This is a genomic window from Streptomyces sp. NPDC044002, assembly GCF_056434525.1.
Genome location: NZ_JBWKEZ010000014.1, coordinates 1 through 12,136, shown reverse-complemented (window position 1 = coordinate 12,136; position 12,136 = coordinate 1). Strand labels below are relative to the sequence as shown.

Genomic DNA, 12,136 nt, shown 5'->3' with positions numbered 1-12,136 from the left:
GGGGTGGCCCGGGCGGCTCGGGGGCCCGGGCGGGGAGGGATACGCGGCAGCGGGGGCGGGGTCAGGGGCGCGGGAGGTCGGTGGGGAGTTCAGGGGCCGTCACCTCAAGCCAGACCGTCTTGCCGGGGCGGCCGTCCGCCGCCGGCACGGCACCCCAGTTCTTCGCGAGGCGCTCCAGCAGCACCAGCCCGTGGCCGCCCGGCCGGGAGCGGTCCCGGGCCGCCCGGCGCACCGGCACCTCGGGGCTGTCGTCGCTCACCTCGACCCGCAGCAGGCCGAGGCCGTTGCGCAGCACCAGCTCGCGGGGGCCGCCCGCGTGCAGGCAGGCGTTGGTGACCACTTCGGAGACCAGCAGGAGCAGGTCCTCCTCGGCCTCCGATCCCTCGGGCCAGAGCCAGTCGGTGAGGGCCCTCCGGGTGAAGTCCCGGCACCGGGCCACGACCCCTGCCGTGGCGCCGCCCAGGACCAGCCGCCGCGTCTGCTCCGCCACAGGCTCTCCCGTCTCCGACACCGCTCCCCCCGGCGCCGCACCTACCCCCGGCCGGGACGGACAAATCCCGCGCGGACCCCACGCTACTGCCGAGCCGGTGTCCGGAGCGTGACGCGCGGCGGCGAGGGGTCGCGGCGGGACCGTACGGGGGTCGCGGAGGGTCCCCTCCGCCGCCCCGGGCCCGGTCGGGCTCGAAGGGGCCTCGACGGCGGACGGACTGCGACCGGGGGGCGCGCCGGGGCGGCCCGGGGCCGCCCCCGACGCGCCGCGTGGGGCCGCAAAGGGCTCCCACCTCGGGTTTTCCGCCGTTCTCCCCCGTGGAGCGGCCGGTCCGACGGACGCTATGCGCGTGGTCCGGACCAGTCGAGGACCCGCCCCGGGATCCGTCAAGTCGCCCGCGCGGGGTGTCGTGACCGAGGCACCCCGGCGTCCACATCCTGGACAACTACCCTCGATATATGAACGCAGAAGCCGACGCCCTCGCGGCCGTGAAAGACGCAGTCAAAGAAGCAGACCGAAACCACGTTTTCCATTCGTGGTCGGCCCAGGAGCTCATCGACCCGCTCGCCGTGGCCGGTGCCGAGGGCTCCTACTTCTGGGACTACGACGGCAACCGCTACCTCGACTTCTCCAGCGCGCTCGTCTACACCAACATCGGCTACCAGCACCCCAAGGTGGCCGCAGCCATCGCCGAGCAGGCGACCAGGCTCTGCACCCTCGCGCCCGGCTTCGCCGTCGACGTCCGCTCCGAGGCGGCGCGCCTGATCGCGGAGCGCACCCCCGGCGACCTCGACAAGATCTTCTTCACCAACGCCGGCGCCGAGGCCGTGGAGAACGCCGTACGCATGGCCCGGCTGCACACCGGCCGGCCCAAGGTGATGTCCGCGTACCGCTCGTACCACGGGGCGACCACCACCGCGATCAACCTCACCGGTGACGCCCGCCGCTTCGGCAACGACGGCGCGACGGCCGGCGTCGTCCACTTCTGGGGCCCGTTCCTCTACCGCTCGCCCTTCCACGCGACCACCGAGCAGGAGGAGTGCGAGCGGGCGCTGCGCCACCTGGAGGACACGATCGTCTTCGAGGGCCCGCAGTCCATCGCCGCGATCATCCTGGAGACCGTCGGCGGCGCCCCCGGCGTGCTCGTGCCCCCGGCCGGCTACCTCAAGGGCGTGCGCGAGCTCTGCGACCGCTACGGCATCGTCTTCATCCTGGACGAGGTCATGGTCGGCTTCGGGCGCACCGGCAGGTGGTTCGCCGCCGACCACTGGGACGTCACCCCCGACCTCCTCTGCTTCGCCAAGGGCATCACCAGCGGTTACGTGCCGCTCGGCGGCGTCGCCATCTCCGCCGCCATCGCCGAGACCTTCGCCCGCCGGCCCTACCCGGGCGGTCTGACGTACTCGGGACACGTGCTGGCCTGCGCCGCCGCCGTCGCCACGGTCAACACCATGGCGGAGGAGGGCATCGTCGAGCAGTCCGCGCGCACCGGCGCCGAGCTGCTGGGCCCCGGCCTGCGCGAGATCGCGGAGCGCCACCCCTCCGTCGGCGAGGTCCGCGGGATGGGCACCTTCTGGGCCCTGGAGCTGGTGAAGGACGCGGAGACCCGCGAGCCGCTGGTCCCGTACAACGCCTCGGGCGCCGACAACGCCCCGATGGGCGCCTTCGGCGCGGCCCTGAAAAAGGGCGGCCTGTGGCCGCTCCTCGCCGGGAACCGCATCCACGTCGCCCCGCCCTGCAACATCTCGGCCGACGACGTGGCCAAGGGACTGGCGATCCTCGACGAGGCCCTGTCGGTCACGGATGCGCACATGTCCTGACCTGCGAGCTTGTGCGGTCGCCCAATCCGTGGGTGCTGGTGTTCGGATGTTCCGTGCGGTGGTTAACCCGCCGTACACATGGTGCAATCCCGTCAGTACTTCAGTACGAATCAGCACCTACGGACCGGGATGCACGTCAGTCCCGGGGCGGTCCTGCGGGGCCGAACGGCGGGGAGCGGGACGTCCTCCAGGAGGGCGGGCGCTGGACGCCGGGCGTACGGGATCCAGAACAACGGACTCCGTGTTCCCGAGTACCCGAAGGAAGACAGCATGAGCAAGCACGTCCTGGGCCAGAACCAGTACGGCAAGGCCGAGAACCGCATCGTCGTGGTGACCCGCAAGGGCAGCGACGGCTCCTGGGCCGAGATCCGCGACCTGAACGTCTCCGTGGCCCTGCGCGGCGAGTTCCGCGACGTCCACCTCACCGGCGACAACGCCAACTGCCTGCCGACCGACACCACCAAGAACACGGTGTACGCCTTCGGCAAGGAGCACGGCATCGCCTCCCCCGAGGCCTTCGGCATCCTCCTCGCCAAGCACTTCGTCTCCTCGCAGTCCCCGATCCGCGAAGCGCAGATCCGCATCGAGGAGTTCGCCTGGGAGCGGATCCCCGTCCCGACCCGCAAGGAGCAGCACTCCTTCGTCCGCAAGGGCCAGGAGGTGCGCACCGCGCAGATCACCTACAGCGAGACCACCGGTCTCCAGGTCATCTCGGGCCTGAAGGACCTGACGGTGATGAACTCGACCAACTCCGAGTTCCACGGCTTCATCAAGGACAAGTACACGACCCTCCAGGAGGCGTACGACCGCATCCTGGCGACCAAGGTCACCTCCCGCTGGGCGCACTCGGCGCTGGCCGCCGACGACGCCGGCCACGACTGGGACCAGTCGTACAAGAAGGTCCGCAAGCACATGCTGGAGGCGTTCGCGGAGACGTACTCCTACTCGCTCCAGCAGACCCTGAACCAGATGGCCGAGCGGGTGCTGGACAACTGCCCCAAGGTCAACGAGGTGCGCCTCAACCTGCCCAACAAGCACCACTTCCTCGTCGACCTGGAGCCCTTCGGCCTCAAGAACGACAACGAGGTGTACTTCGCCGCGGACCGCATGTACGGCCTGATCGAGGGCACCGTCCACCGTGACGGCGTGCAGCCGGTCATCGCGACCTCCGACTGGATCGTCGCCTAGGACGGCCCCTTCCGCCTTCCGCCGGCAACGGCCCGGACCGCGTCGCGGGGTCCGGGCCGTTGGCGTTCTCCCGCCGGGCGCTACCGGGGCTGCCCGACGAGGAGGTTCCAGCGGCCCGCGCGTCCGCTGAGGGAGGTCACGGTGTCCGGCCGGACGTCCAGCCGCCAGAACACCGCGGCCGGCAGCTCCAGCGCGGCCACCACCGCCGCCCGTACGACGGCCTGCGCGACCACCGCGTGGTGCCGGCCCGGGCCCAGGCCCGCCAGGTACTCGCCCGTACGGGTGATCAGCGCCGCCACCGGCTCCCCGCCGCCCGGGGGCGCGTAGCCCGGGTCCGTGAGCCAGCGCCGGATGCCCTCCGGGTCCTCGGCGGCCACCTCTTCGAGGGTGCGGCCCGCCCAGTCGCCCATGGCCGGCCCGGCGAGACCCGGGTGGCCGGGGCACGGTTCCCCGTACCCGAACCGTCCCTGGCGGGCGGCGTCGTCGAGCGGGAGCGTGGCGAGGTGTACGCGTACGGTTGGCATGCGGGGAGCGTAGAGCGCACGCCCGGGGGCGCGGAACGTCGGCCACGCGCCGTGGTGTTCAAGCCACGAGCGCGGTACGGTCTCGGACGACATGACGAAGGCCTGACGGAAGCACCGGTGAGAATCCGGCACGGTCGCGCCACTGTGAACCCTCCCGCAGCGCCCTGGGAGGGAAGTCAGACCCGCCGCCTTCGAACACAGAGCACCACTGACCGGGACGCGTGTTCCCCCTGGAGGTTCTGCAATGGCCCACACCGCCGTGTCCGCTTCGGCGCCCGCCGCCGTCGCCCCCATCTCCCTCTCCGCGCTGGCGCCCTGGGCCGCCTTCGCCGCGGTCCTGGCCCTCGTCCTGCTGTACTTCGTCGGCATCGAGCAGGGCGCCACCGCCGTGTTCCAGGGCGAGACCGTCCACGAATGGCTGCACGACGGCCGCCACCTGCTCGGTTTCCCCTGCCACTGACCCCTTTCCGATCTCCCTCACGATCACCCAAGGGGTTCATGCGTGAACACCGTCTCCCCCCGTGTCCTGCTGGTGCGGGGCATGCTGGCCGGCCTGCTCGCGGGTGTCGCCGCCTTCCTCGTCGCGTACCTCCTCGGCGAGTCCAAGGTGGACGCGGCGATCGCCATCGAGGAGGCCGGCCGACTCGCGGCCGGCCATGACCACGGCGCCGAGGAAGCCCCGGTCAGCCGGGCCCTCCAGGCCACGGCCGGCCTCGGCACCGGCGTCCTGCTGTACGGGGCCGCCCTCGGCGGCATCGCCGCGCTCGTCTACTGCTTCGCCCTGGGCCGGATCGGCCGCTTCGGCGCCCGGTCCACGGCGGCCCTGGTCACCGGCGCCCTGTTCGTCACCGTGACCCTGGTGCCGTTCTTCAAGTACCCCGCCAACCCGCCGGCCGTCGGGGACCCCGACACGGCCGCCCGGCGGACCGCCCTCTACCTGCTGATGATCGCCCTGAGCGCGCTGCTGGCGGCGGGCGCGCTGATCCTGGGGCGGCGGCTCGCGCCGCGCCTGGGCAACTGGAACGCCTCGGTCGTCGCCGCGCTGGCCTTCGCGGCCGCGGTGGGCGTCTCGTACGCGCTGCTGCCCGGGATCAACGAGGTGCCCGCCGACTTCCCGGCCGCGCTGATCTGGCAGTTCCGTCTCGCGTCGCTGGCCATCCAGACAGCGCTGTGGACGACTTTCGGCCTGGCCTTCGGTTTTCTAGCCGAACGCGCTCTTGCCCCGGCCGCCACACCCAAGGAGGCTGTACAGCCGACGAGTTGAGCGCGACACCTGTTGCGCGTGTGACGGGTGTGGAGGTGGGATCCGGCGATGCAGTACGCGATCCGGGAATGGCGGGGCTGGACCGGTGCCGCGCCGTTCTGGCTGAACTCGGTACTGCTGGTCCTGGCCCCCTTCACCGCCGCCACCCTCCTCGCCCAGATCGGCGTCATCAGCGCCCTGGCCGCCCTCGGCGGGCTGGCCCGGCAGCTCTGGTTCGGGGACTACGGCCACCCCGCGATGCACCTCGCCGCCGCCCTCATGGGGGCGGCGGCGGTGGCGCTCGTGGTGGTCTGATCCCTCCTCAACTCCCGCCCCGCCGACCGGAACGACGCCCTCCCGATCAAGTTGATCTTGGTCCGGGGGAGAATGGCGGTCCTTTTTCGAGCGGAGCGGACCGGGGAGCTGGTGTGGGTTCAGGGCGGGACATACCCGAGGAGTATCTGGACGGGTACGTACGCATGCTCGCGGACGCGGCGGCCACCGGCCGGCCCCCCGCACGCGAGGAACTCGACGCCCGCCGCACGCTCGGCGAGCGGGCCGCCGGGGCCGGTTACGGGCTGCGGAGCCTGATCGGCGCGCACCTCGCCGCCACCCGCACCGCCATCGGCGGCCACCTAGCCCCCGACCACCTGCTGGCGGTCGTGGAGCAGGCCGTGGACGCCTTCGCCGAGGGGTACGAGCGGGCCCACGGGCCGGCCGCGCACCGGGAGGCCGCCGCCCGCCGGGAGTTCGTCGACGACCTGCTGCTCGGCGGGGGCGACCCCGGCCGCCTCGGCGAACGCGCCGCCCGCTACGGACTGGACCCGGTGCGGGCGCACGCCGTGGCCGTCGCGCGCGGCCCCGTGCCGTACGAGGACGGGGGCCCGGAGCAGCACCGGCTCCGGTCGGCCCTGGCCGGCTGCTTCGGGGACCGGGACTTCCTGATCGCCACCAAGGAGGGCCGGCTGGTCTGCGTGGCACCGGGCGGGCGGGAGGACATACCGGTCCGCTTCGCACGCCTGGCGCACGCGGAGTCCGAAGGCCGGGGGCTCGTCGCCCTCGGCCGCCCGCACCCCGGCGCGGCCGGGGCCGCGGCCTCGTACGCGGAGGCCCTGGACGCACTCGGCCTCGCGGACCGGCTCGGACTCGCGGGCCCGCTGCTGCGCGCCGCCGACCTGCTGGTCTTCCCGGTACTGACCCGCGACCGGGCGGCGATGGCCGAGCTGGTGCTGGCCGCGCTCGGGCCGCTGCGGGCCGGACGCGGCGGGGCGGCTCCCCTGCTGGACACCCTGACCGCGTACTTCGACTCGGGGTGCGTGGCCGCGGAGGCGGCCCGGCGGCTGAACCTGAGCGTGCGGGCGCTGACCTACCGGCTGGAGCGGATCCACCGGCTGACCGGGACCGACCCGGGGGACCCCGTGCAGCGCTACACCCTCCAGACGGCCGTGATCGGCGCCCGCCTGCTGGACTGGCCGGCCCGGCCGCTCTAGGCCGTCGCCTCCTCACCCGTTCGGGGGTAGCGGCCCGAACGGGCGCGTACGGCCCGCGCACCCGCCGCCAGCTGGGACGACAGGGACGCCGGAGCACGGAAGGGACGTGACGCGCCGTCATTTGCGGTACGGGCGGCGATGTGCGGGCGGGCGGGGAGCGGTCCACTGCTCCCAGGAACCGGCCGCCCGAGCCGGACAGGAGGAACGCCATGTCCCGCGCCCAGTGGGCCGCCGTCGCGCTGACGACCACTCTGCTCTGCACCGGTATCGGCCTGTTGCGCGGCAGCTCGGGCGCGGAGCCCGCCGCCGCGAGCGTCACCGACGCGCTGCCCTCCCGGGCCCTGGGCCTCTCCGGGCACCGCCGTCTCGTCCGCGGGCTGGAGCAGTCCGGGGTGCACGGCCCCGCCGCGGACCGCCGGACGGTGGCCGTCCCGCCGATGCGGGCCGCACGGCCGCTGCGGCTGCGCATCCCCAGCCTGGGCGTGGACCTCCCGCTGGCCGGGGGACCGCAGGACGGCGGGGGCGCGGCCGGCTGGGACACCGACGGTCCGGCTCCGGGCTCCGCCGGCACCGCCGTGGTCACCGGCGACGGGCTCCCGCTCGCCGGGCTGCGGCGGGGCCGGGTCATCGAGATCCCCCGCGCCGACCACCGTACGGCCGTGTTCACCGTCGAGCGGGTCTCCCCCCACGCGGTCACCGCGCCGGCCGGGGACACCGGCCTCGCCCGGCTGCGGCTGGTCAGCGGCGAGACCTCCGTCCTGGCCCGGCTGACGGGGCCGCGGCGCACCGGCCGAGTCAGCCTTGGGGGGTGACTTCGTCCCCCGGTCGGGGGCTTCTCGGGGGCCGGCGGAAAGTTGCCCGGCGTGTCGGGGCATGCAGGCCCCATGAACGGTGCGCGGTACGCGCGGACGGCGCTGGCGCGGGCCCTGACGGTGGCCTGCGTCGCTCTGCTGTGCCTGTTCGGCGCCGGTCCGGCGGCGACGGCCACCGCCGGCGCGGAGCCGCGTCCCGGCTCCTCGGCACCGGCCGACCCCGCCGAGGGACAGTCGGAGCCGGCCGGGGATCCCGTCGGCCGCTCGGCCCTGCGGACGGCCGTGCGCGCCGCACCGGTCGCGCGGCGGCTGCCGCAGCGGATGTTTCACGTGAAACACGTGTACGAGCCCGCCCGCCCGGCCTCGTACGGAACGGCCTCACCGGTCCTGCCCCGGCTGACGGTACGGAGTGTGGTCCTGCGCTGCTGAGCGGGCCGAGCAGCGTACGCAACCCCCCACACCCCCGAAGCACCGTGAGGTTCCGCCATGCCCATCGACCCGTACGCCGCCCTGAACGCCATGCTCCGCGCCGAGGCCGCCCGCTTCTCCCCGCCGGCCCGCAAGGAGGGCCAGGACCGCCCGCGCGCGGACCGGACCCCCGCCGACCGGACCGTCCCGCAGCCCGCCGGCGCCGGGCGCGAGCCCGAGTCCGGTGCCGCGGGCGAGCAGCCGCAGCAGGACCAGCCCGCCGGTTCGGCGGCGTAACGCCGGACGGCACACGACGGCGCCGGTCCCCGCACCCTCGCAGTGGGTGCGGGGACCGGCGCCGGACCCGTGCGCGGCGCTCAGTCCTCCCGCGTGTAGTAGCGGTAGAAGGCCCCGATCCCGACGCCCAGGCCCACGAACAGGCCGACGGTGGTGGCGCGGAGCACGGACTGGTTGGTCAGGCTGTGGAGGTAACCGGCGGCGATGCCGGCGAAGACCCCGTACGCGGCGGCGTGCAGCTCCCGCTTCAGCTTCGGGCCCACCCGCGCCAGGGCGAACATGCAGGCCGCGAAGATCACGCCGCACAGGATCCCGTAGAACACGTTGCCCGCGTCGACCGGGCCCATCTGGCGCTTGATGAAGGCCGCCCAGACCCCGTAGACGAGGCCCATGAGCAGCGCACGGATCAGGCGGTTCCGATCGGTGTGCCGGTCCGCGTCCGCCGACGTCATCGGGCGGTGCCGCCGGGGGACGGTGGGTGCCGCATGTGCCATGGCGGGGCTCCTCTCTTCCACCCTCAAGGGCACACCCGGCACCCGGGAGCGGCAAGTGGATCACTCGTCCGGGCGGTCCGGACCGCACTCCCGGAGGGAACCGGGGCCCCCGGACGCAGCAGCAGGGGTGGCGCCCCGCACGGCACCCGGCTTTCCCTGGTGACGTGCGCACCTACCTGTCGGCGGCCCTCATCGTGCTCGTGGCCCTGCTCGTGCCCGCGAGCGCGGTCGCGTACTGGGCCGACCGCCGGCTCGGCGACGCCGACCACTACACCGCGGCCATGGCCCCCCTCGCCGAGGACCCGGCCGTGCGGGAAGTGGTCGTCACCCAGGCCACCCGGGCACTCTCCGGGCAGATCGACGCGGGCCCCTTCCAGGGCGCCGTGGACGCCCTCCTCGGCGACGCCCTGCGCTCCTTCGCCGGCACCCCCGCCTACCGGACGGCCTGGGAGACGGCCAACCGCGCCGCGCACACCGCCTTCCTCGACGCCCTGAACACCGGCCACGGGGACGCCGTCACCGTGGACCTCGCGCCCGTGATCGCGCAGGTCAAGGAGGAACTGATGGCGGACGGCGTGCCCTTCGCCGACCGCATCCCGGAGACCCACCTCTCCGTGAAGGTCATGGAATACGACAACCTCGGCGACCTCCGGGAGGGGTTCCACGTGCTCCAGATCGCCGGAGTCTGGCTTCCCGTACTGACCGTGCTCCTCGCGGTGGCGGCCGTGGCCGTCGCCGTCCGGCGCCGGCGGGCCGTCCTCGCCACCGGAGCCGGGCTCGCGGTCGGCGCCGTCCTGCTGTGGGCCGCGGTGGGCGTGTGCCGCCGCATCACGCTCGACGACCTGCCGTCCGACGTCGACCGGCCCGCCGCCGCGGCCGTGTACGACGCGCTCACCGCCTTCCTTCGGACCACCGCCTGGGTGGTGCTCGCCCTCGGCCTGGCCACCGCGTTCGCCGCATGGCTGGTGGGCCGGCTCCGCCGCACCCCATAAGCTCGGAAGGTACCCATCCTCCGCAGAACTCCCCAGAACGACCGATTCGCGAGCGGCGACACGGAAGCGGAATGACCACCGAACGACGCACCGAGCACATACCGTCCGGGCGATCCCGGACCCACCCCCTGGCTCCCCCCGCCTGGCTGCTCGCGGGACTGCGGCCCAGCAGCGCGCCGATCCCCTGGGCGGCGGCCGCCCGCGCCGGGATCGCGATGGCCGTCCCGCTCGCCGTCGGCTTCGCCCTCGACGAGCCCGAGTACGGCGCCCTCGTCTCCATGGGCGCCCTCGCCGGAGTGTTCGGCGACACCGCCGACGCCTACCGGATGCGGGTCCTGAACATCGCCGTCCCGCAGGCCTTCGGCGCCGTCGGCGTCGCCGTGGGCACCCTCGTCTACGGGCAGGGCTGGCTCGCCGTCGCCGTCCTCACCCTCGTCGCCCTCGTCTCCGGGATGGTCTCCTCGATCGGCACGGTCGCCTCCGTGTCCGGGCTGCTGCTCCTGCTCAACGCCGTCGTCGGAGCCGGCCTGCCGATGCCCCGGCCCTGGTGGACCGCGCCGCTGCTGCTCACCGCCGGCGGGCTGTTCGTGCTCGTGCTGACCCTGCTGGCCTGGCCCCTGCGCGGCCGGCAGCCCGAACGGGCCGCCGTCGCCGCCACCTACCGGGCACTGGCCGACGCCCTGGAAGCGTGCGGCGGACCCCAGGCCGTCTACGACGAACGCCGCCAGCAGGTCACCCAGGCCCTCAACCAGGCCTACGACCTCGTCCTCGGCCGCCGGGCCCGGGTCCACGGGCGCAGCCCCTCCCTGGTGCGGATGCTCGCCCAGCTGAACGTGCTGATCCCGATCGCGGAGGCCGCGCCCGCCGCCCACCTGCGGGGCCGCCCGCTGCCCGCCGGGATCCCCGCGGCCGTACGGGAGCTGGCCGCGGCCGTCGAGGAGGGCCGCACCGGGACCCCCGTCCTCAGCCTGCCCGCCCCGCACACCCCGTCCGAACGGGCCATCGACTCCGCGCTGCGGCACGCGGCGGCCATCGTGCACCTCGCCGAACCGGACCCGTACAACGTCGACGACCGCCTCGGCCGGCCGGCCGCACTGCGCGTCCGGGCCCGGCGCGGGGTACGCGACATGATGCTGTCCGAGGCCTCCTGGCGGTACGGGCTGCGGCTGGCCCTGTGCATCGGCCTCGCCCAGTCCCTCGTCTCCCTGATCGAGGTGGAGCGCTCCTACTGGGTGGCCCTGACCGTCACCTTCGTCCTCAAGCCGGACTTCGGCTCGGTCTTCTCCCGCGCGGTCCTGCGCGCCCTCGGCACGGCGGCCGGGCTGGTCCTCGCCGCCGCCGTCCTCGCCGAGGTGCCGCGCGGCTGGTGGGACGTACCGGTCATGGTGGTGCTCGGCGCGCTGATCCCGGTGTTCTCCGCCAAGGGGTACGCCTTCCAGACCGCGGCCATCACCCCCGTGATCCTGCTGCTGTCGGACCAGCTCAACCACGAGGGCTTCGACCTCATCCTGCCCCGGCTCCTCGACAGCCTGATCGGCTGCGCGATCGTCCTGGTCGCCGGCTACCTGCTGTGGCCCGAGAGCTGGCACACCCGCATCGGGGACCGGCTCGCCGACGCCGTCGACGACGCCGCCCGCTACGTGGAGCGGGCCTTCGCCCCCGTCGCGGACGACGCCGAGCTGCGCGCCGCCCGGCAGTCCCGGCTCCAGGCCAGGCGCCGGATCTACCGCGACCTGTCGGGGGTGCGCAGCGAGTTCCAGCGGGCCCTGACCGAGCCGCCGCCGACGGGGGACCGGGCGGCGGCGTGGTGGCCGCTGGTGGTGGCCGTGGAACGCATCGTGGACGCCACCACCGCCGCCCGGGTCCGCGTCAACCACGGCGCCGATCCGCCCGCGGCGGGCGAGGTCGACCGGATCGCGCGGCAGCTCCGCGAGCTCGCCGAGCGGGTTCGCAGCGACCGGATGCCGGTGCGGGTGGAGGCCCCGCCGGAGTCCGACGAGGCCGGCGTCCTGTCCCCGGTCCACCACGAACTGGCGGCGGCCCGAGCCATCTCCTGTTTTTGACGCGACGCTCGCGCGGCTCGGCGCCGGGGCGCCTCTCCGGCTTCGCGCCGCTGCGACAGCCTCCGGCCGTCGGGTGTGGGGCGGGGCCGGTTCGCGTGGCTGGTGCCGGTGGGTCGGGTGCCGGTGGGTGGGCCGCTGCGCGGGGCGAGGGTCCCCTACCCGCCCTTCCACCGTTCCCAGGGGCGCTGCCCCTGACCCCGCGCCTCAAACGCCGGCGAGGCTGTGAGGGACCGGGCGCTGCGCGCCCGGTGCGCTCAAACGCCGCGCGGGCTGGATGTGCGCAGCACATTCCAGCCTCGCCGGCGTTTGAGGCGC

Annotated in this window: 14 protein-coding genes; 11 read left to right on the top strand and 3 right to left on the bottom strand. The window is 74.3% G+C overall.

Annotated features, from left to right (window positions below; translation table 11 throughout):
- Nucleotides 1-61 precede the first annotated feature (61 nt).
- Nucleotides 62-490 carry an ATP-binding protein gene (locus AC07A6_RS13170; protein WP_362467039.1) on the bottom strand — a complete coding sequence of 143 codons (429 nt, stop codon included), beginning with the start codon at nt 488-490 and terminating at the stop codon, nt 62-64.
- Nucleotides 491-948: 458 nt separating this feature from the next.
- Between AC07A6_RS13170 and AC07A6_RS13165 the strand changes: the two genes are divergently transcribed.
- Entirely contained in the window at nt 949-2,310 is a 1,362-nt protein-coding gene (locus tag AC07A6_RS13165; protein ID WP_478777145.1) for an aminotransferase class III-fold pyridoxal phosphate-dependent enzyme, read from the top strand.
- A gap of 270 nt (nt 2,311-2,580) precedes the next feature.
- Nucleotides 2,581-3,498 carry a factor-independent urate hydroxylase gene (gene pucL / locus AC07A6_RS13160; protein ID WP_362467041.1) on the top strand — a complete coding sequence of 306 codons (918 nt, stop codon included), beginning with the start codon at nt 2,581-2,583 and terminating at the stop codon, nt 3,496-3,498.
- A gap of 80 nt (nt 3,499-3,578) precedes the next feature.
- On the opposite strand, the gene AC07A6_RS13155 is transcribed toward pucL, so the two are convergent.
- Nucleotides 3,579-4,022, bottom strand: a complete 444-nt coding sequence (locus AC07A6_RS13155) for a histidine phosphatase family protein (RefSeq protein WP_478777144.1) — start codon at nt 4,020-4,022, stop codon at nt 3,579-3,581.
- A gap of 244 nt (nt 4,023-4,266) precedes the next feature.
- Between AC07A6_RS13155 and AC07A6_RS13150 the strand changes: the two genes are divergently transcribed.
- The 7 genes from AC07A6_RS13150 (at nt 4,267) to AC07A6_RS13120 (ending at nt 8,272) form a co-directional block, all read left to right on the top strand.
- A complete protein-coding gene (locus AC07A6_RS13150) occupies nt 4,267-4,482 on the top strand; it encodes a CbtB domain-containing protein (RefSeq protein WP_125813272.1) in 216 nt (71 codons plus the stop codon).
- A 42-nt stretch (nt 4,483-4,524) separates the two neighbouring features.
- The gene (locus tag AC07A6_RS13145) at nt 4,525-5,286 is read left to right on the top strand and encodes a CbtA family protein (protein ID WP_478777143.1); all 762 of its coding nucleotides are present in this window, start codon (nt 4,525-4,527) and stop codon (nt 5,284-5,286) included.
- A gap of 48 nt (nt 5,287-5,334) precedes the next feature.
- Nucleotides 5,335-5,580, top strand: a complete 246-nt coding sequence (locus AC07A6_RS13140; protein ID WP_362467045.1) for a hypothetical protein — start codon at nt 5,335-5,337, stop codon at nt 5,578-5,580.
- Between the two features lie 164 nt (nt 5,581-5,744).
- Nucleotides 5,745-6,755, top strand: a complete 1,011-nt coding sequence (locus AC07A6_RS13135) for a PucR family transcriptional regulator (RefSeq protein WP_478777214.1) — start codon at nt 5,745-5,747, stop codon at nt 6,753-6,755.
- Between the two features lie 209 nt (nt 6,756-6,964).
- Nucleotides 6,965-7,567, top strand: a complete 603-nt coding sequence (locus AC07A6_RS13130; protein WP_478777142.1) for a class F sortase — start codon at nt 6,965-6,967, stop codon at nt 7,565-7,567.
- Between the two features lie 72 nt (nt 7,568-7,639).
- Nucleotides 7,640-7,996, top strand: a complete 357-nt coding sequence (locus AC07A6_RS13125) for a hypothetical protein (RefSeq protein ID WP_362467047.1) — start codon at nt 7,640-7,642, stop codon at nt 7,994-7,996.
- A gap of 57 nt (nt 7,997-8,053) precedes the next feature.
- Entirely contained in the window at nt 8,054-8,272 is a 219-nt protein-coding gene (locus AC07A6_RS13120; RefSeq protein WP_362467048.1) for a hypothetical protein, read from the top strand.
- 80 nt (nt 8,273-8,352) lie between these two features.
- Here AC07A6_RS13120 and AC07A6_RS13115 read toward each other — a convergent pair whose 3' ends face one another.
- Complete coding sequence (locus tag AC07A6_RS13115; protein WP_362467049.1) at nt 8,353-8,766, bottom strand: hypothetical protein; 414 nt, start codon at nt 8,764-8,766, stop codon at nt 8,353-8,355.
- A gap of 164 nt (nt 8,767-8,930) precedes the next feature.
- On the opposite strand from AC07A6_RS13115, the gene AC07A6_RS13110 reads away from it, so the two are divergent.
- Complete coding sequence (locus AC07A6_RS13110; protein ID WP_478777141.1) at nt 8,931-9,758, top strand: hypothetical protein; 828 nt, start codon at nt 8,931-8,933, stop codon at nt 9,756-9,758.
- A 71-nt stretch (nt 9,759-9,829) separates the two neighbouring features.
- Nucleotides 9,830-11,821 carry an FUSC family protein gene (locus AC07A6_RS13105; protein WP_478777140.1) on the top strand — a complete coding sequence of 664 codons (1,992 nt, stop codon included), beginning with the start codon at nt 9,830-9,832 and terminating at the stop codon, nt 11,819-11,821.
- Nucleotides 11,822-12,136: the final 315 nt, after the last annotated feature.

Bases quoted from the DNA above. Each gene is read 5' to 3' on its own strand.
- pucL (WP_362467041.1), top strand. From the start codon at position 2,581: ATGAGCAAGCACGTCCTGGGCCAGAACCAGTACGGCAAGGCCGAGAAC.
- AC07A6_RS13120 (WP_362467048.1), top strand. From the start codon at position 8,054: ATGCCCATCGACCCGTACGCCGCCCTGAACGCCATGCTCCGCGCCGAG.
- AC07A6_RS13155 (WP_478777144.1), bottom strand. From the start codon at position 4,022: ATGCCAACCGTACGCGTACACCTCGCCACGCTCCCGCTCGACGACGCC.
- AC07A6_RS13140 (WP_362467045.1), top strand. From the start codon at position 5,335: ATGCAGTACGCGATCCGGGAATGGCGGGGCTGGACCGGTGCCGCGCCG.
- AC07A6_RS13130 (WP_478777142.1), top strand. From the start codon at position 6,965: ATGTCCCGCGCCCAGTGGGCCGCCGTCGCGCTGACGACCACTCTGCTC.
- AC07A6_RS13105 (WP_478777140.1), top strand. From the start codon at position 9,830: ATGACCACCGAACGACGCACCGAGCACATACCGTCCGGGCGATCCCGG.
- AC07A6_RS13165 (WP_478777145.1), top strand. From the start codon at position 949: ATGAACGCAGAAGCCGACGCCCTCGCGGCCGTGAAAGACGCAGTCAAA.
- AC07A6_RS13125 (WP_362467047.1), top strand. From the start codon at position 7,640: ATGAACGGTGCGCGGTACGCGCGGACGGCGCTGGCGCGGGCCCTGACG.
- AC07A6_RS13135 (WP_478777214.1), top strand. From the start codon at position 5,745: ATGCTCGCGGACGCGGCGGCCACCGGCCGGCCCCCCGCACGCGAGGAA.
- AC07A6_RS13115 (WP_362467049.1), bottom strand. From the start codon at position 8,766: ATGGCACATGCGGCACCCACCGTCCCCCGGCGGCACCGCCCGATGACG.
- AC07A6_RS13150 (WP_125813272.1), top strand. From the start codon at position 4,267: ATGGCCCACACCGCCGTGTCCGCTTCGGCGCCCGCCGCCGTCGCCCCC.